This is a genomic window from Bacteroides sp. HPS0048, assembly GCF_964240755.1.
In the GTDB taxonomy this organism is placed as follows: Bacteria; Bacteroidota; Bacteroidia; order Bacteroidales; family Bacteroidaceae; genus Bacteroides; species Bacteroides nordii.
In genome coordinates this window covers 119388-139362 of the sequence record NZ_CAXSVC010000004.1, presented here as the reverse complement: position 1 = coordinate 139362, position 19975 = coordinate 119388, and the positions used below count along the sequence as shown (strand labels likewise).

General features: G+C 42.5%; 16 protein-coding genes. 8 read left to right on the top strand and 8 right to left on the bottom strand.

Translation table 11 applies throughout. The annotated features are described in order from the left end of the window. Positions 1–169: 169 nt before the first annotated feature. The 4 genes from ACESQI_RS04785 to lipB all read left to right on the top strand — a co-directional run bounded on the left by ACESQI_RS04785 (position 170) and on the right by lipB (position 5972). Entirely contained in the window at positions 170–2386 is a 2217-nt protein-coding gene (locus ACESQI_RS04785; protein WP_025866421.1) for a TonB-dependent receptor, read from the top strand. A 135-nt stretch (positions 2387–2521) separates the two neighbouring features. Further along, positions 2522–2833: a heavy-metal-associated domain-containing protein gene (locus ACESQI_RS04780; protein ID WP_002560520.1), complete on the top strand. Its 312-nt coding sequence runs from the start codon at positions 2522–2524 to the stop codon at positions 2831–2833. Positions 2834–2985: 152 nt separating this feature from the next. Next, a complete protein-coding gene (locus ACESQI_RS04775) occupies positions 2986–5202 on the top strand; it encodes a heavy metal translocating P-type ATPase (RefSeq protein ID WP_373125507.1) in 2217 nt (738 codons plus the stop codon). Positions 5203–5306: 104 nt separating this feature from the next. Beyond that, positions 5307–5972, top strand: coding sequence for a lipoyl(octanoyl) transferase LipB (gene lipB / locus ACESQI_RS04770; RefSeq protein ID WP_002560518.1), 666 nt, complete (start codon positions 5307–5309; stop codon positions 5970–5972). Positions 5973–5977: 5 nt separating this feature from the next. Here the strand turns inward: lipB and ACESQI_RS04765 are convergent, their stop codons facing one another. From ACESQI_RS04765 to ACESQI_RS04745, 5 genes are all read right to left on the bottom strand, one after another. Continuing rightward, positions 5978–6673 carry an SGNH/GDSL hydrolase family protein gene (locus ACESQI_RS04765; RefSeq protein WP_195659855.1) on the bottom strand — a complete coding sequence of 232 codons (696 nt, stop codon included), beginning with the start codon at positions 6671–6673 and terminating at the stop codon, positions 5978–5980. Positions 6674–6681: 8 nt separating this feature from the next. After that, positions 6682–7461, bottom strand: a complete 780-nt coding sequence (locus ACESQI_RS04760) for an N-acetylmuramoyl-L-alanine amidase-like domain-containing protein (protein ID WP_373125506.1) — start codon at positions 7459–7461, stop codon at positions 6682–6684. 2 nt (positions 7462–7463) lie between these two features. Next, positions 7464–10691: a glycoside hydrolase family 2 TIM barrel-domain containing protein gene (locus ACESQI_RS04755; protein WP_373125505.1), complete on the bottom strand. Its 3228-nt coding sequence runs from the start codon at positions 10689–10691 to the stop codon at positions 7464–7466. A gap of 34 nt (positions 10692–10725) precedes the next feature. After that, entirely contained in the window at positions 10726–12714 is a 1989-nt protein-coding gene (locus ACESQI_RS04750) for an OPT family oligopeptide transporter (protein ID WP_195659857.1), read from the bottom strand. Between the two features lie 115 nt (positions 12715–12829). Beyond that, positions 12830–13222, bottom strand: a complete 393-nt coding sequence (locus ACESQI_RS04745; RefSeq protein WP_002560513.1) for a DUF1573 domain-containing protein — start codon at positions 13220–13222, stop codon at positions 12830–12832. 105 nt (positions 13223–13327) lie between these two features. Between ACESQI_RS04745 and ACESQI_RS04740 the strand changes: the two genes are divergently transcribed. Then, a complete protein-coding gene (locus tag ACESQI_RS04740) occupies positions 13328–14461 on the top strand; it encodes an aldose epimerase family protein (protein WP_007485474.1) in 1134 nt (377 codons plus the stop codon). Between the two features lie 184 nt (positions 14462–14645). On the opposite strand, the gene ACESQI_RS04735 is transcribed toward ACESQI_RS04740, so the two are convergent. Genes ACESQI_RS04735 through ACESQI_RS04725 form a run of 3 tightly spaced genes read right to left on the bottom strand, consistent with a single transcriptional unit; the run spans position 14646 to position 17314 of the window. Further along, positions 14646–15242 (bottom strand): DUF4923 family protein, encoded by a 597-nt coding sequence (locus ACESQI_RS04735; RefSeq protein ID WP_002560511.1) that lies wholly within the window; start codon positions 15240–15242, stop codon positions 14646–14648. 10 nt (positions 15243–15252) lie between these two features. Continuing rightward, a complete protein-coding gene (yihA, locus tag ACESQI_RS04730; RefSeq protein ID WP_234130081.1) occupies positions 15253–15858 on the bottom strand; it encodes a ribosome biogenesis GTP-binding protein YihA/YsxC in 606 nt (201 codons plus the stop codon). Then, on the bottom strand, positions 15839–17314 hold the full coding sequence (locus ACESQI_RS04725) for a sodium:solute symporter (RefSeq protein ID WP_025866418.1): 1476 nt from the start codon (positions 17312–17314) through the stop codon (positions 15839–15841). Before ACESQI_RS04725 ends, yihA begins: the two co-directional genes overlap by 20 nt. Before the next feature lie 105 nt (positions 17315–17419). Between ACESQI_RS04725 and recR the strand changes: the two genes are divergently transcribed. The 3 genes from recR to ACESQI_RS04710 are packed head-to-tail and all read left to right on the top strand — an operon-like array spanning position 17420 to position 19974. Beyond that, complete coding sequence (recR, locus tag ACESQI_RS04720; protein ID WP_002560508.1) at positions 17420–18037, top strand: recombination mediator RecR; 618 nt, start codon at positions 17420–17422, stop codon at positions 18035–18037. 18 nt (positions 18038–18055) lie between these two features. Continuing rightward, the gene (locus ACESQI_RS04715; protein WP_234130080.1) at positions 18056–18514 is read left to right on the top strand and encodes a hypothetical protein; all 459 of its coding nucleotides are present in this window, start codon (positions 18056–18058) and stop codon (positions 18512–18514) included. Positions 18515–18534: 20 nt separating this feature from the next. After that, positions 18535–19974, top strand: coding sequence for a radical SAM protein (locus ACESQI_RS04710; protein ID WP_263662915.1), 1440 nt, complete (start codon positions 18535–18537; stop codon positions 19972–19974). Position 19975 lies beyond the last annotated feature (1 nt).

Sequence of the window (19975 nt, the reverse complement as noted above, 5' to 3'; positions counted from 1 at the left end):
CAACAACATCCGGATGTTCTGATTCCTTATCTCATATGTTATACAGATAAGATATTGGTAAACAGAATATAAAGAAGCCTGTAAATATACGAATACAGAATGTACTTTTCATGCAACCATGTTGCACAGGTTATTTTGTAAATTTGCACCACGAAATGAATTAATTTATATGAAATATATATTTTTATTATTTACTCTCTTCACTTTCCATACTTTACAGGCACAGGTGACGGGAATTGTAAAAGACAATACCGGAGAACCCATTCCCGGTGCCAATGTGTTTTGGATGAATACTACAAACGGTGTGACAACTACCGAAGAGGGCAGGTTCTCCATTTCCAAACCGGCCAAAAGCCATATGCTCGTTGTTAGCTTTATCGGTTTTGAGAATGACACAATTCATGTCAACAGTAAGAATCAGGAACTTGATATTATTCTTCACGAAGGTGTTGAATTAGGTGAGGTGAACATTGTAAGCCGGAAACTCGGTACGATGAAATTGCGAAACAGTGTGATGAATGAAGATATCATCAGTAGTGCCGAGCTGACACGTGCCGCCTGTTGTAATCTTGGCGAAAGCTTTGTTACTAATCCCTCAGTAGATGTCAGTTATTCGGATGCTGCAACAGGAGCCAAACAGATAAAGTTATTAGGACTTTCGGGTATGTATGTACAGATGATGACGGAAAATATTCCTAATTACAGGGGAGCTGCTGCACCCTACGGTCTGGGATATGTACCCGGTCCGTGGATGCAGAGTATCCAGGTAAGTAAAGGTAGTTCTTCGGTAAAAAATGGCTATGAGTCTATCACCGGGCAGATCAATGTAGAGTTCAAGAAACCTCAGCTCCCGGAGGCGGACTGGGTATCGGCCAATCTGTTTGCCAGTAGTACAAGCCGTTATGAAGCCAATGCTGATGCAACGATAAAACTCTCGAAACGGTGGAGTACTTCACTGCTGGCACATTATGAAAATGAAACAAAAGCACATGATGCAAATGATGATGGCTTTGCCGATATTCCCCGGGTAGAGCAGTATAATTTGTGGAATCGTTGGGCGTATATGGGCGATCACTATGTCTTTCAGGCAGGTATCAAGGGATTATCTGAACATCGTAACAGCGGGCAGGTCAGTCATGGGAAAGAACCGGCACATGATCTTTATGAAATAGGTATTAAGACGGATCGTTACGAAGCTTTCACCAAGAATGCTTATATATTTAATAAGGAGAAGAATACCAATCTTGCCCTTATCCTCCAAGGGACGATTCACAATCAGGATGCTACCTATGGTCTTAAACTCTATGATGTGGATCAGAGCAATGTGTATGCCTCTCTGCTTTTTGAGACGGAGTTCAGTAAGCAACACAGCCTTTCTACCGGATTGAGTTTCAATTATGATGGATATAATCAGCATTATCGCCTGACCAATGATGCAGAGCAGAGATTGACAAAGGCTTTGGTAAAAGAATCTGTTCCCGGAGCATATATTCAGTACACATTTAATTTGAATGATAAATTGATGCTCATGGGTGGACTTCGCGGAGATCATAGCAGTAAATATGGTTTCTTTGTAACTCCCCGTGCACACATCAAATATAATCCGAATGAGTATGTCCATTTTCGACTTTCAGCTGGAAAAGGCTATCGCACCAATCATGTACTGGCAGAGAACAATTATCTGCTTGCCAGCAGCAGGAAGGTAAAGATAGCCGATCATCTTAATCAGGAAGAAGCTTGGAATTATGGAGCAAGTGTTTCGACCTATATTCCTTTATTTGGTAAGACTTTGAATATTAATGCGGAATATTATTACACTGATTTCCTGAAACAGGTTGTTGTGGATATGGATACAGCCCCCCATGAAGTGTCATTCTACAATCTGGACGGACGTTCTTACTCACAGGTGCTACAATTGGAAGCGAACTATCCGCTTTTCAAGGGGTTCACCCTGACGGCTGCTTATCGTCTGACGGATGCAAAGACAACTTATAACGGGAAGTTATTGGAGAAACCTCTGACCAGTAAGTATAAAGGACTTTTGACGGCCTCTTATCAAACGCCACTTGGATTGTGGCAATTTGATGCAACGTTGCAGTTGAACGGTGGGGGAAGGATGCCGAATCCATATACACTTGCTGATGGTAGTCCGTCATGGGAGGCGCGCTATGGCAGCTTTGAGCAGCTGAGTGCGCAAGTAACGCGTTATTTCCGCCGCTGGTCTGTCTATGTGGGTGGGGAGAACCTGACAAACTTTAAACAAAAGAATCCGATTATAGATGCCGCTAATCCATGGGGAGAAAATTTTGATTCGACCATGATATGGGGGCCAATGCATGGAGCAAAGGCGTATATAGGGGTTCGTTTTAATTTACCGAGAATATAGAAGAGAGTAGTTAAGTAGTCAAAGTAGCTAAGTAGTAAGTAGCAGAGCGCTAACGTTATCCTGCCATATACATTTTAACTACCTCTACTTACTACTTAACTACTTTGACTACTTAACTACTAAAAAAAACAGTTTATGAAAACAAGAAGAATGGTAGCTGCTCTGGCAGTAGCTTTATTGAGTGTGACAGCCGTTATGGCGAAAGATATCCGTACGGCAGTGTTCAAAGTATCGCAGATGCATTGTGAAAATTGTGAACGAAAAGTGAAAGATAACATCAAGTTTGAGAAGGGAGTAAAAGAGTTTTCTACAGACTTGAAAACGAAAACCGTTTCTATCACTTATGACGCTGACAAGACAAATGTAGAGAAACTGAAAGCCGGATTTAAGAAGTTTAATTATGAAGCTGAGTTTGTGAAAGAAGCAAAGCAGACAGAAAAGAAGTAATTGAACAAACGTCCCGGAGAGATTGTTTTAATAGGGATGAGTAAGTAGTGATAAGTGATTAGCAAGCTACGCTGTATGCCGTATGGTACTTATCACTCATTGCTTATCACTACTCACTCATCATTATTCACTAATCGCTAATTAATAATATTATGAGTACTATTACAAAGAAAGCGTTTCCTGTGCTGAACATGCACTGTGCAGGATGTGCTAATAATGTTGAAAAGACAGTTCGCAAGTTGCCGGGTATTGTAGATGCTTCGGTCAATCTTGCTACCAATACACTCTCTGTCTCATATGAAGCCGACAAACTGACTCCCGGAGAAATTCGTGCCGCCGTGTTGTCCGGTGGCTATGACCTTATAATAGAAGAGGGTAATCTTAAGGAAGAGCGGAAAGAAGAGGCGCAACAGCAACATTACCGAAAGCTGAAGATGCAAGTTATCGGAGCTTGGGTTTTTGCTATCCCGATGCTGCTTCTTTCTATGGTTTTTATGCATGTACCATACTCGAATGAGTTGCAGTTGTTACTTACACTTCCGGTGATGATACTTTTTGGTGGTTCGTTCTATACGGGTGCCTGGAAGCAAGCTAAGTCGGGGCGTAGTAATATGGATACTTTAGTCGCTTTGAGTACCTCTATTGCATTTCTGTTTAGTGCATTCAATACTTTTTTCCCCGAATTCTGGTATGATCGGGGATTGGAACCACATGTCTATTATGAAGCCTCCGTCGTTATCATCGCTTTTGTATTGACGGGTAAGTTAATGGAAGAGCGTGCCAAAGGTAATACTTCAACTGCTATCAAAAAACTAATGGGGTTACAACCCAAAGTGGCGCGTATCGTGCGTAATGGCATTGAAGAAGAAGTTCTGATCGATCAGTTACAGGTGGGCGATCTTGTGGTGGTCCGCCCCGGTGAACAAATTCCTGTGGATGGGATTCTTGCCGAAGGAGAATCTTTTGTAGACGAAAGTATGATAAGTGGTGAACCTATCCCTGTCGAAAAGAAGCAAGGAGACAAGGTGCTTGCCGGAACAATCAATCAACGAGGTTCTTTTATAATAAAGGCTTCACAAGTAGGAAGTGAGACGGTATTGGCACGTATCATTCGTATGGTGCAAGAAGCTCAGGGGAGTAAGGCCCCCGTACAACGTATCGTTGACCGTGTAACGGGAATTTTCGTTCCTGTGGTTCTTGGTATTGCCATACTTACTTTTGTGCTTTGGCTGGTAATAGGTGGAACAGAATACTTCTCATATGCCATGCTTTCTGCCGTTTCGGTATTGGTAATTGCCTGTCCGTGTGCTTTGGGACTTGCCACACCTACCGCACTTATGGTGGGCATTGGTAAAGCTGCCAGTCAGCACATTCTGATAAAAGATGCTGTGGCCTTGGAGCAGATGCGCAAGGTCGATGTAGTGGTACTCGATAAAACCGGAACGCTTACAGAAGGACATCCTACTGTAAGCGGTTGGTTATGGGCACAAACGCAGGAAGAGTGTTTCAAGAATGTTCTTTTGGCTGCAGAAATGAAATCGGAGCATCCACTTGCCGGAGCCATTGTCACCTCTCTGCAAGACGAGGAAAAAGTAAAACCTGCACCGCTTGAAAGCTTTGAAAGTATTACAGGGAAAGGAGTGAAGGTGATTTATGAAGGCGATTTGTTCTGGGTAGGTAGCCACAAGTTGCTTAAAGATTTCGACGCCATTGTTACGGATGTAATGGCAGATATGCTTGTGCAATATGAGTCCGAAGGAAACGGAATCATTTATTTTGGTCGTGAGAATCAGTTGTTGGCTATTATTGCTGTTACGGATGCGATAAAATCTACCTCTTCCGAAGCTGTCAAGGAACTGAGACGTCAAGGCATTGATATTTGTATGCTGACAGGTGACGGACAACGTACGGCTTTGGCGGTAGCGGGAAAATTAGGTATCGATCGTTTTATTGCAGATGCCTTGCCGGATGACAAAGAAGACTTTATCCGTGAATTGCAATTACAGGGAAAAACTGTAGCAATGGTGGGCGACGGAATTAATGATTCGCAGGCATTGGCTTTGGCAGATGTCAGTATAGCCATGGGGAAAGGAACGGATATTGCAATGGACGTAGCTATGGTTACTCTGATGACTTCTGATTTACTGTTGCTTCCGAAAGCATTCAACTTATCCCGGCAGACAGTGAGACTTATCCATCAGAACCTGTTCTGGGCATTTATCTATAACCTTATAGGTATTCCCATTGCTGCCGGCGTACTCTTCCCATTGAATGGGTTACTACTGAATCCGATGCTTGCAAGTGCTGCTATGGCATTCTCAAGTGTGAGTGTCGTATTAAATTCACTGAGTTTAGGAAGAAGGAAGTGATTTTAGAGTTATGATTTATGGAGTGTGATTTATTGTGCTGCTCTATTGGAGTTTTAATATAAATCATACTTCATAAATCATAATTCTCTTTTATCTTTGCCCTTATGAAAACAACTGTAATTGATTGGAATCTTATCCCATATGCCGAAGCCTGGCAACGGCAGACAGAATATTTTGACACCCTTGTCCGTGCCAAACAAAACGGAGAAGAGTATGAGAACGTCATAATCCTGTGCGAACATTCTCCTGTTTATACTTTGGGGCGTAGTGGAAAAGAAAACAATATGCTTTTGAGTGAAGCACAATTAGAAAAGATTGGCGCTACACTTTACCATATTGATCGTGGTGGAGATATAACTTATCATGGTCCGGGACAGTTGGTTTGCTATCCCATTCTAAATCTTGAAGAGTTCGATCTGGGATTGAAAGAATACGTACATTTACTGGAAGAAGCCGTCATTCGTGTTTGTGCTTCCTATGGTATCACTGCCGGAAGGCTGGAGAAAGCAACTGGAGTGTGGTTGGAAGGAGATACTTCCCGTGCCCGTAAGATTTGTGCGATAGGAGTGAGGAGTAGCCATTATGTCACAATGCATGGACTGGCGTTGAATGTAAATACCGATTTGCGTTATTTCAGCTATATACATCCCTGTGGGTTTATAGATAAAGGCGTTACTTCACTGCGTCAGGAACTGGGATTTGAAATCCCGATGTCCGAAGTGAAGCAACGCCTTGAACTTGAAATAAAGAGCCTGCTTACGCGATCCTGAATTTGTTATTTCAGAGCTTTAGCGATAGCCTTTTCAACCATTGGCTGCATGATTTCATATCCTTTCTTGTTGGGATGTACGCCATCTTTTGACAAATCGGCAGGCAATCCGTTTCTATCATCAGCCATTGCAGAGAAGTAATCCAGATAAATAAATTTATTCTTTTCTGCGTAAGCTTTGATCCATTTGTTCAGTTCCGGAATCTTCACATTAGGTTCCATACCCGGACGCCAGGGGTAATCAAAAGCGGGAAGTACAGAGCAGAGGATTACTTTGATACCATTTGCTTTGGCAAGCTGGGCCATAGAAGCCAGATTGTTTTCTATCATTTCAAGGGTAGAAGGGCCTGTATTTCCTGCTATATCGTTTGTTCCGGCAAGGATCACTACCACCTTCGGCTGTAAGTCAATCACATCCTGGCGGAAGCGAATCAACATTTGCGGAGTAGTCTGTCCGCTAATGCCACGATTGATATAAGGACGGTCTTTGAAAAACTCCGGGCAGTTGTGGAGCCATCCGATTGTAATGGAGTTACCCATAAATACGACACGTTTTTCTCCTTTTGCAGGAGTACCCAGTGCAGCGTTGTCCTTCTGGAATTGTTTTAAGTTAGCCCAATCCTGTGCGGCAATGTTGCCACTCATAAGGAACAGGCTGATGAGTAAAAGATAAATAGTTTTCATTCTTTTTGTCGTTTCCATCGTTGTTTTTATTTTTTCATTCTGATAACGCGTATTCCTGTCCAACTGTTGTTACGGTCGAGCAGGCGACTCAGTGCAAGTTTTTCTACTAATACTTTTCCTTTTGAAGAAGAGGCATGAAGCATACATAGATTGTCCTTTATATAAATGGCAATCCCCATATGAGCCACATCCAATCCCGGGGTGTTTGTAGTAATGGCGATGATGTCTCCGTTTTTAATCCAGGGAAGTCCCGTTACGGGCAATGCATCTTTGGGTAACCAATGAACTTCCTGTCCTGTCAACGCTTTTTCATAACCTGCCATTTTACTGACATTGGCCGGGGAGTTAGCAAGCTGTTTATACTGTTGCGGATGAGTAGACATGTATGAGAGGGATAATTTCTGTGTATATGGGCTATTGGCAGCGGTTACATCTTCCATGATTCCTTCACGTACTCCGTTGTTTATCCAATCGGCAATGTAGTGTAAACGTGAAGTGTATCCGTCAATCTTTCCGTCACGATACCGGATGCGTTGCAAATTCTCTGCGAAATCACCCTCACGCATATCTTTACCCTGGGTGGGGCAGAGAGACATGGCAAGCACATATTCTACAAGAGTGGTGCAGTCTACTTCGTCGCAATTGATAATAAGATCTTCTTCGTCATCCATTTCCAGCGTGTGGGCAGTGTATGGAGTATCGATGAATGTCTGAGCATTGGTTAGCATAAGATTTGTTTCCTGTTGCGCTGCAACCGGGCCACCTGATAAACAGGCGGCCAGTAAAAATGAACTGATTGTTTTCATTATTAATATTGATAAATTAAGTTTCTGAAATCGGTTTTACGGCCGAAAGGAACCAGTGTAAAGCCGTATTCAACAGCATTCTGTGCACCGGTACGAATCAGGTAAGGCTCGTGTGCAAGTGCTCCCCAGCTATTATCACCACCGACACCCATCATGCGGTAATCAATAAAGAGATCTACCATCTTTTCCGGTTTCGGATCTGTGAGATGGCGATGGTTCGTTTGGGCTGTACGTGGGGCCGCGTTGTGTAGATCGTCTCCACTATCAAGGGTTTCGAGCGGATAGTTTGAGGCGTTCATTTCGAAAGTACGGTCGGCTACAAGGAGTAATCCTGCACCGGATTTATTGGTAAGTGCACACCAGTAAATATCTGTACGGTGATTGTTTTCCTGTGGGCGAATGTAGGGTTCGTACATCTTTTTGATAGGAGTGGAGTATTCACCAAAGAACTGTGAAGTACGGCGGTCACGATAGTTTTCTTCCGGTCCGCGTCCGTAGTAAGTCAGTGTGGTGAATGTTTCCGGCATTTGCATACGCAGGCCGATACGTGGAATCATCGGAGTCTTTTCATTGGCTGCCACAAAACGGTTATCTACCTTTATTACTCCGTTTGTGTAAATTTTGTAAGTAATATCCCAAGTTGCGTCAGTTTGCGGGAATTGGTAAGTACAGGTCACTTCTCCGTTACGGGCATTGAAAGAGGCAGCTGTTATATCTTGATAACTTGCTTCTTTCCATACTCCCAGTTTGCGTGCCAGTCCTGCACCATAATCATTGTCAATCGGTGCACGCCAGAAGTTAGGGTGTAATCCTTGCCCGTTGAGAATGTATTCTGCTCCGTTGTATTGGTAGGAGACGAGCAAACCACTCTTCTTATCAAAAACAGCCTTGAAGTTCTTTCCTGAATAGATAACCTGTGTATCTGTTTCCTTCATGGGTGCAACTTCTTGCTGAGCCACTTTGTCTTTGTGGAAAGTATAGATGTAGTTCTGTTCACGGGCTATTACTGTTCCTACCGGAAGGAATGGTTCCGCAATGCGGACTGTAGCATAAAATTCGATACGTACATCGCCGGTACTGGTTTGTGCCTGTGGGATACCTTTCAGTTGTACGGTTACCGTCTCGCCCGGTGCCCCGCTGACCTGGAATTTATCTGTATAGATCTCTTTTCCATGATCGCGAATAATGTAGTGATAATTATACTTATCCAGATTGGTAAAGCTGAAATCATTGCGCAGATCGATTGTTCCCTTGTCTTTTTTGAAGTTGATAAACTTGATATTCTGATATACTTTACCCATTTCCGTAGTATGCGGTTTCACAGTCCGGTCCGGATAAACAACGCCATTGATACAGAAATCTCCGTCTGAAGGAGTACCAAAAGCACCGTAATCACCACCATAGGTCCAGTATTTACGTCCGTCGGCAGTTTTCTCTGCAAATCCCTGATCTACCCAGTCCCAGATGCAACCACCCTGTAAGAGCGGGTACTTCTCTATAACGTCCCAGTACTCCTGGAAGTTACCCAGACTGTTTCCCATAGCATGTGCATATTCACACAAAATGAGCGGGCGGGTATGCTTCGGATCCTTTGCGTATTTCTCGATGTCGGCAGGCCGTGTGTACATCGGACAGTAGATATCCGAATTCCATTCCAGATGTGCCTGTTCGTATTGCACCGGACGACTGTCGAGTTCTTTCAGTGCACTATAAGTCTTGTAGAAGTTAATACCGTTTCCGGCCTCATTTCCCAATGACCAGACAATCACCGAAGGATGGTTCTTATCACGTTCGTACATGTTGATGGTACGGTATAGGTGTGCATCCATGAATAGACGGTTGTTGGCCAGAGTACCACCTACTTCGCGGTTATACCCCATTCCGTGAGATTCGATATTGGCTTCATCAATTACATAGATTCCATATTCATCACATAGTTCGTAAAAACGTTCTTGTTGTGGATAGTGGCAGGTGCGGACGGTGTTTACGTTGTACTTCTTCCAGAGTTCGAAGTCTTTCAGCATCAGCTCTTCAGTGACGTAATGTCCGGTGTGTTCATTGTGTTCGTGTACATTTACACCTTTTACGAGAATTGGTTTACCATTGACACAAAGCTGGTTATTTTTCATTTCCACGGTACGGAAACCTACTTTCACACTGGTTGCTTCCATTACCTCACCACTTTCGGGTTTCTTCAAGCTGATAACAAGGGTGTAAAGGTAAGGAGTTTCAGCAGTCCACTGTTTAGGGCTTTTGATGATATTGTCATCAAAAACAAATTCGGTCAGGCTCTGAGAGATTCCGGGAGCAGGCATTGCTTTCACAGCATAGTCTGAAGTAGCTACCTGTTGTCCGTCTTTATCAAGAAGTTTGTAAGAGATAACATACGAAGGATATATCGGTTTGCTACTGTTGGCTATTTTAATTTTAAATTTCAGGATACCGTTATTATAGTCGGCATCCAACGGGCTTTCTACTTTAAAATCTACAATACGAAGCTGGGGTTGTGCATAGAGATAGACATCTCTCTCGAAACCACTCAGCCGCCAGAAGTCCTGGCACTCCAGATAGTTGGCATCCGAAAAGCGGTGAATTTGTACGGCAAGCACATTCTTACCGGGTTTCACCTGTTTCGTGATGTTGAACCGGGCAGGAGTCTTTGCATCTTTATTCATACCGATGAATGTTCCGTTCAGGTAATAGAATGCTGCACCTTTGGTTCCGTCGGCACTGAGAAATATCTCTTTTCCATCCCAGTTGGCAGGGAGGTTAAAATCACGGCGATAGGTACCTGTCGGGTTCCATTCTTCCGGTACATACGGAGGGTTGGGTTTGTCCCAATAGGGGGCATAGCCTGGTGAACAAAACTCGTAGGAGGAATTTACATAGATGGGAATTCCGAAACCTTGTCGCTCCCAGTTACCGGGAACTTCAATATCTGCCCAGTCACTTACATCTTTCTCAGGAAGCATGAAATCAGTAGGGCGGGTAGAGAAGCTGTCTACATAGTTGAATTTCCATTTGCCATTCAACGAGAGGCGGAGAGTACCGTCTTTGCGGTTGTTTGCCGTTGCATCTTTTTCGTTGGTGTACGATGTGAAGGTACTGCGGGGAGTTTCACGATTGATACTGGTTAGATTAGGGTCGGTTATCTGTTTGTAACGATCCCCCTGGGCTGTGGAGCTCAGAGGGAGTATTACGAAACATGCAACCGTTAACAGGTTTTTCATGAAAATAGTTTTTATATTGTTACTTTGAGAAATATTACTTCACTTTCATCGAAGCTTTAATGAAATAAAGAATCAACAATGCATAAGCACCCAGAGCAAGTACCTGCGACCAGGTATTATTCAGCCACGCATCATTCACCAAATTGATACCGCCAAAACGCATCGCTGCACTCACAACACCCATTAATGCACCACCGGCAATGAAACCGGAAGCAAGTAACGTACCTTTTTCGCCACGTTCAGTGTTCAGTGAAGTGTCTTTGCTGCGGCTAGTCACATACCAGTTAATGGCTCCACCTACTACTAAAGGCACGTTCAGTTCCAACGGGATGAACATACCCAGTGCAAAAGCAAGAGCAGGAATCTTACAGAGTGTCAGAATGATAGCTAATACCGCACCGATGCCGTAAAGCAACCAGGGTGCACCTACACCGCTCATCAGTGGTTCGATAACGGCTGCCATAGCATTTGCTTGTGGTGCAGCCAGTGCTCCGCTTGTGAAACCATATGTTTTATTCAGGATAATCATGACTCCGCCTACCGTAGCAGCCGAAACAATTGTTCCTAAGAATTTCCATGCCTCCTGTTTGGCAGGAGTACTTCCCAGCCAGTAACCAATTTTCAGGTCGGTAATGAAACCACCTGCCATGGACAAGGCTGTACATACTACACCACCCATCACCAATGCAGCCACCATACCCGAAGGGCCTTTCAATCCTACAGCTACCATTACAACAGAAGCCAGAATAAGCGTCATCAGTGTCATACCCGAAACTGGGTTGGTACCAACAATTGCAATTGCATTGGCGGCCACTGTAGTAAACAGGAAAGAGATGCCTGCCACTAATACGATAGCTACTATTGTATGTATCAGATCACCTTGCATTACGTCAAAGTAGAAGAACAGGAAAATCAGAATCAGTGTAATAATAGAACCGATAGCAATAATCTTCATAGAAAGGTCACGTTGCGTACGAATGATGTTTTTCTCAATATTCCCTTTGCCACCCATCTCTTTGGCAGCCAACCCTACAGCACTCCTGATAATGCTCCATGATTTGATAATACCGATAACACCAGCCATAGCAATACCACCGATACCGATACTCTTTGCATAGTATTTGAATATCTCTTCGGGACTCATCATACCTACGGTGTTAGTGATTTCCGGGTTCCATGCATTCAGTACGCTATCTCCCCAAAACATTGATATACCTGGTACAATAACCCACCATACCACCAGTGAACCGGCACAAATGATAGATGCATACTTCAATCCGACGATATACCCCAGACCTAATACTGCAGCACCTGTATTTACTTTGAATACCAACTTGGCTTTTTCTGCCAGCATTTCACCGGCGCTGCATACACGGGTCGTAAAATTTTCATTCCACCAGCCGAAAGTAGCCACAATAAAATCGTATAAACCACCGATCATACCTGCCATCAATAACGGCCTGGCCTGGCTGCCTCCTTTTTCACCGGATATGAGTACCTGTGTGGTTGCCGTGGCTTCCGGGAAGGGGTATTTACCATGCATATCACTAACGAAGTATTTGCGGAAAGGGATAAGAAACAAAATCCCCAATACACCACCCAACAGCGAACTGATGAATACCTGCATGAAGGTGACTGTCATCTCCGGATATTTAACTTGCAGAATGTACAAAGCGGGGAGCGTAAAGATGGCTCCGGCTACGATAACACCCGAACAAGCACCGATAGACTGGATGATCACATTTTCTCCTAATGCGTTTTTGCGTTTTGCCGCGCCGGAAACACCTACCGCAATGATAGCAATAGGAATGGCAGCTTCAAATACCTGACCTACTTTCAGTCCCAGGTAGGCAGCGGCTGCCGAAAAAAGGATGGCCATGGTGATACCCCAGGTGACTGACCAGAAGTTTACTTCCGGATAATTTTTACCGGGACTCATCAGAGGGTTGTATACTTCGCCCGGTTTTAATTCTCTGAACGCATTCTCGGGCAAGCCGGTGAATTTGTCTTCTTCTTGTTTCATAGTTTCTATATAAATATTTAATGTGTTTAATTATGTATTCTGTAAATATGCATCAAAGAAAGCAAAAAAAAAGGAGAATCGAAAGATTCTCCTTACTGTTGTTGTCTATTTTTTCTTATTTGGCATCTTTTGCTGTCATATTACCTTCAATATACAAACGCAACATTTCTGTTTTAGCATTTGTGCGAAGAGTTATTGATTTCTTGAAGTGTCCGGGGTATTTACCTGTTCCGTTGTAAGTAACCTTGATCGTTCCTGTTTTTCCCGGAAGGATCGGTTCTTTTGTATAGTCGGGTACCGTACATCCGCAGGATGCTACAGCCTGATGAATAACCAAAGGAGCATCACCGATATTAGTGAAAGTAAATACGCAGGATACAACCGGATTGTTTTCTGAAAATGTTCCGAAATCATGAGTGGTTTTATCAAACTTAATGTCGGCAGTTTGAGCAGATGCATAACTGATTCCTATTACCAACATTGCAACGAATAATGCTATTTTTTTCATATTCATTTCCTTTTTATGGTTTATGAATGACAAAGGTAGAGCTTTTTTTTAAAAATAATGCCGTATCTTTGCGAAATAGTATTAAAAAAAGACGAACAATAGCTTATGAATAGTAGAAGTATCATTTTTATAGCTTTTATTTTACTGCTGTGTACCTCTTGTAGAAAAGAAAAAGAGATGACACTTTCCGGTCTGGATGTACGGGACTTTCAGACGGAAGTAGACGGACAATTGACAAATTTGTATGTGCTTAAAAACCAGAATGGAATGGAGGTTTGTATTACAAACTACGGTGGGAGAGTCGTATCGTTAATGGTACCGGATCGTAATGGGAAAATGGAGGACATCGTATGCGGTTATCCAACGATTGCTGAGTATCTTGCCAAGAAACAGAACTTTGGTGCTACCATCGGACGATATATCGGTAGAATCATGTATTCTACCTTTACGTTGGATTCTATTACATATCATCTTGTTCCTAATACCGGAGAACATTGTGCTCATGGAGGAGATCCGGGGTTTGCGTCTAAAATATGGCAGGCAGAACAGCTGGATGAAAATGCACTGAAATTAAGTTTATTTTCTCCGGATGGGGAGAACGGATTTCCCGGTAATTTACAGGTACATGTTATTTTTGTGGTGACCAATGACAATGAACTGGATATTCATTACGAAGCGGAAACAGATAAACCTACTGTTATTAATCTGTCACATCACTCCTTCTTTAATATCTCCGGTGATTTTGATACGACAGTTGAAGATCAGTCTCTTTATATCAATGCGGATATGTATACTCCTTATGATTCGTTGAAATGTGTTACGGGAGAGATCCTACCGGTAGCGGGAACACCTTTTGATTTTACCACTCCTCATTTAATTGGTGAACGTATTAATGAAAATGTAATGCAACTGAATATTGTGAAAGGATATGATCATAATTGGGTGTTGAATACGAACGGAGATGATACAAAGCTGGCAGCTCGTCTAATAGATACAAAAAGCGGACGTAGTATGGAGGTTTATACTACAGAACCTGGTTTGCAGGTATATACGGCAAACGGATTGCGTGGTGCAATGGTAGGAAAGAAGGGGATTGCTTATCAGAAGCGTACGGCCGTTTGTCTGGAGACGCAACATTTTACGGATAGTCCTAATAAACCACAATTCCCGTCTACAGTACTTCGTCCCGGAGAGAAATATTACAGTCATTGTGTGTATCGTTTCGGAGTAGTAGATTAAGAGTAAAAGTCTGCGTTCGTCCTGTGTTTCCATTCAGCAATCATCGCCTAACGCACTTCCCTGTGCGGGAAACACAACTTTCCATGAATTTTGGCTAATAAAAAAGTGCCGGTTACATTTGGTTAATATGCAACCGGCACTTTCTGTAAATCCCATCATTGGTACTTTTCTGTTTGTCAATGGTTTATTTCTTCAATGCAAACCCCAGCATCATTCCGTCATAACTGTCTGCCAGTGAACTGATTGTTTTAAGAGTTGTACTACTACTTTTACTTGATATAAATGCAATCAGTTTCAATAGTTTGTCAGAGTTGAACAGCAGATCCATATTGGTACTTGTACAGTTTACCTTTGCATTCATATTCAGCAACTTGAAGTATCTCAGGTGTACAACTTTGTCTGTAGCATCATATGAATAAGTTCCTGTCATAGTACGTTTTCCTACTGTACTTGTAAAAGTACTGTCCGCATTGAAAGTAAAGCTGACCTGTCCGTCTTTAATACCGACTTTTGCCAACTGCTCGTCCAGTTTCTTTTCTGCAACGGCCGCCGCTGCTGCACCACCTGCCTTCTGTAACAGGTTATCTGATTCGAACTCAATAGCCGAACCGCTATATGTCCAGGTTCCAGTCATATCTATCGTTTGATTACCGGTTACGGCATTTACTACTTTTTCGATGTTGTCTTTATTAAATAAATCTTTCCATGATTGTGCCTGTACATCCGTTGTAACAAGCAATAAGGCCGACACGACTGCCAGCGATAAAACATACTTTTTCATTCTAATTTGTCTATTTTGAATTAACTTCTTTGTTGATACTTTCTATATAATCTAATATTTCCGTACGTCCCATCCGGTCTTCCGAAGAGGATACGAAATAGGGGGGGAGCTCTTCCCACTGTTTGCGAAGTTCGCGTATATATGCGTTGATATTCATCTTTAAACGTCCGCCTTTCAGCTTATCTGCTTTGGTGAATATGATGGAGAATGGTATTCCGTTTTCGCCCAACCATTCCATAAACTCCATATCTATCTTCTGTGGTTCCAGGCGGGAGTCTATCAGCAAAAAGAGATTTGTCATCTGTTCACGTTCCAGAATATAGTCTTCGATGATGGTGCGAATCTGTTCCTGACCTTTCATTCCGCGACGGGCATAACCGTAACCCGGAAGATCGACGATGTACCAGCTATCGTTGATTAGAAAGTGATTGATGAGCATTGTTTTCCCGGGAGTAGCTGATGTCATAGCCAGCCCCTTCCGGCCGGTCAGCATATTAATAAGGCTGGATTTACCCACATTGGAGCGTCCTATGAAAGCATATTCAGGAAAATGCCCGGGCGGACATTTTTTCACGTCCGTGTTACTAACAATAAATTCAGCGTTTGATATTTCCATATTCTTTGTTAATTATTTCATTTGAAGATAAAGCGTACATCCCTGCAAAAGTAAGTATTCCGTTCAACATTAGCAACTCATACCCGAACTTATATCCATACCTCTGCATTGCGAAACAATCGAGAGCATAGCATATTAGCGGAGAAGCTACTGCTATAAACGGTACCCACCGGTCCCGGGTGGTTCTGTGTGTAAATAGTCCGAAAGCAAACATTCCCAATAGTGGGCCATACGTATAGGAAGCAATGATATAAATAGCATCGATCACACTTTTACTGTTGAGTGCTTCTACCAGGCAGATGAAGAAAATGAGTATCACAGATAGTATAATGTGTACTCTTCCACGTCGTTGCCGAGCTACTTCTTCTATATCTTTATTTGTGTCAAGAAGGTCTACACATACACTGGTAGTCATTGCAGTCAGTGCGGAATCGGAATTACTGAACGCCGCTGCAATGATACCGATTGTGAAGAGTACAAGTACCGTTTGCCCCAGATATCCCTGTGTGGCAAACATCGGAAGTATATCGTCATTCACTTCCGGGAGGATAAGGTTCATTTGTCCTGCCAATGTCAACAGAAGGATCCCCAAGCAAAGAAACAGGAGATTCAGCGGGATGAAAGAAAACCCGTAACAATACATATTCTTTTGTGCCTCGCGCAGGTTTTTGCAGGAAAGATTTTTCTGCATCATGTCTTGATCCAACCCCGTCATCACAATTACAATGAAAATGCCACTCAGGAATTGCTTGAAAAAATTCTGTCGTGACATCCAGTCATCAAATATGAATATACGGCTATGTGGGTTGTTGCTGATAAGCTGTATTATGCTGTTTCCTCCTAAATCCAACTTTTGTATGGTGATATAGATGATGCAGATTAACGCTGCTATCAGGCAGAAGGTTTGTAAAGTATCTGTCCAGACAATCGTTTTTATACCACTTTTATGCGTATATATCCAGACCAGTGCCACGGATCCGGCAGCAATCATCCAGAAGGGTATACCCATGTTACCGAATACATAAGTATGAAGAATGAGGCAAACCAGATACATTTTGGCAGCTGTACCTAACATACGGGACAATAAGAAAAAGAAAGAACCTGTACGGTAAGTTCGTGGTCCGATTCGTGTGCCGAGATAACTGTAGATACTTGTCAGATTGAGCCGGTAATATAATGGAAGTAACACGTGTGCTACCACCAGATAACCGAAGAAAAAGCCGAAAACTGTTTGCATATACGTCATGTCCATACTTCGCACCATACCGGGTACAGAGACAAAGGTTACTCCCGATATGCTGGCACCGATCATCCCGAAAGAGACGATATACCACGGTGACCGGTTCTCTCCCCGGAAGAATGCAGCATCCGAACCGCTTCTTTTTCCTTTTCCGGTAAGGCGGGCTATCAGTAGCAGTACTGCAAAGTAGCATATAATAGTGACAAGTATTCTCATAACGGGCGCAAAGGTACAATTTATTTCGCAATTCACGTGACGGGCTTTTTCTATCTGCAAATAATAAGTATCTTTGCACTGAATAATAGATTCAGTTAGAAATATATGAACCAACAATATCCTTCTGTGCTGCTTGAAAAGGCAGTCGGAGAGTTTTCCAAACTTCCCGGAATAGGACGAAAGACTGCTATGAGACTGGTGCTTCACCTGCTGCGGCAAGACAGCGCTACCGTTGAAGCTTTTGGAAACTCAATTATCACATTGAAACGCGAGGTGAAGTATTGCCATGTATGTCATAATATATCCGACACAGATACCTGCCAGATTTGCGCCAATCCCGCCCGTGATGCTTCAACAATCTGTGTGGTAGAGAATATTCGGGATGTAATGGCGGTAGAGGGAACTCAGCAATTCCGTGGATTATATCATGTGCTGGGAGGTGTTATCTCACCTATGGATGGAGTAGGCCCCAGTGATCTTCAGATAGATAGTCTTGTGCAACGTGTAGCAGACGGAGGAATAAAAGAAGTTATACTTGCCCTGAGTACCACCATGGAAGGAGATACGACTAATTTTTATATCTACCGTAAGCTCGAAAGAATGGGTGTTAAGTTGAGTGTACTTGCCCGTGGCGTTTCTATAGGTGACGAGTTAGAGTATACCGATGAGGTGACATTGGGACGAAGCATTGTTAACCGGACGGTATTTACAGGAACTGTATGAAAAAAATAAAATTGTATTATGGAAGAACTAATACGGAAAACCCTTTTAAATTTAAAAATAGAATATACCCTTTTCTGGGGGGTTCCTTTGATAATCGTTTTATTGGGTGAATGTGATCATGAGTGGGTAGGACTATATGCTGATAATTTCAGGGCCTCCTATCTGTTAGAAACAATCGGAATCCTGTTGGCTGCAACTTGTGTACCCTTGGCATTAAAATTATTTTCATGGGTTCTGACTAAAAAAATAGATGTAGTATCTTTTCCGGAAGCTTTGCGTCTGTATTTCAGATGGAGTAGTGTGCGTTTGTTAATGTTGGAGGCTGCGGTTATCATTAATATTCTTACATATTATCTGACTTTGAGCAATACAGGACTGCTTTGTGCGTTAATAACTTTAACAGCTTCCTTATTTTGTATTCCTGGTGATAAGCGTTTACGTGAAGAATTACATATAAATAAGGGAGATTCTATTTGAAATCAAAGAAAGATGAGAGCATGAAACTTACTTTTTTAATACCTCCTGTACTTGACAATAAGAATCCGGCTGAACGTACCGCCGGTTGTACCCGTGTGGTTTATCTTGCACCTAATATTTATGAGCTGACTGTTGTTGCTTTACTTGAAAAGGAAGGCTTTGATGATATCCATTATCGTGATTTTGTCTATAAACGTGAGTCTCGTGAGGTATTCTCCGATTTTCTGAAAAACGATGCCAGTGATATATATTATATCTGGGCTGTTAATCTCTCCATTGAAAATGATTTATTGGCATTGGAACTGATTCGGAAGAATAATCCGAAAGCCTACGTTATATTTATGGGACCGGGTCCTACTTATTTCACTTCCAAATGTTTGCTGAGTGACAAAGAGATAGTTGTGCGTGGAGAGCCGGAACTAACTGTTTTGGAATTAACCAAAGCAATAGCTGATGGTGCTGACTGGACATCTATCATAGGCATCTCTTATTTGGAAGAAGGGAAAGTGAAACACAATCCTTCCCGTCCTTTGATGAAAGAACTGGATGATTTGCCTTTCCCGGCACGCCACTTCATACAGGATAGAAGATACTTTAATCCCAAGTTAAAAATAGGACCTTATACAACGATGGTTACTTCCCGGAATTGCCCGTTCCATTGCATTTATTGCGTCCCCAGCTCACTCACTTTTGCCCGTGAAATAGAATATCAGAAAGAGCATGGTAAAAAGCCATTTATCTCCTTCCGTTCTATTGAAAGCATAGAGGCAGAAGTAGAACAAATAAGTAAGGAGGGGTATAAAGCGATAGGTTTCATGGATGATAATTTCATTTGGAATGAAAAACGTACGGGGGATATTTGCCGTATTATGAAGAAATATGGTATTGTATGGGGATGCCAGGCGCGCGTAGATGCTATAACGGAAGAAATTGCACAGATGCTTGGAGAATCTGGTTGCCGTTATGTAGATTTAGGCGTTGAATCATTCAATGATGAAATTCTGGCATTTATAAAGAAGGGAATCACCAGTAAGCAGATTTATACGGCTATAGGTTGGTTGAAACAATATCATGTACCTGTAAAATTGAATATCCTTATTGGAAGCAGTCCGTTAGAAACAAAAGAGACATTACGGCATACTCTGCGTGAAGCAAAGGCTCTGAAAGTAGATCAGGTGATGTTCAACATCGTTTCTCCTTTCCCAGGTACGGAGTTTTATGCTATGGCTAAAGAAAATGGTTGGTTGGAAACCAAAGAATACGTTCCTACTGACGTACAACGTGAATCAATATTGAGATATCCCTCGCTGTCTTCAAGAGATATGGAACGTATCCTATTCTATAATAATGTCAGTTATTTCCTTTCTCCGCATTTTGTCATAACGCAGCTGAAACGGTTCTCTAATTGGAGTGAATTTGCTCATGCATTAAAGGCTTTAAAAATCAAATTGTTCGGTTGAA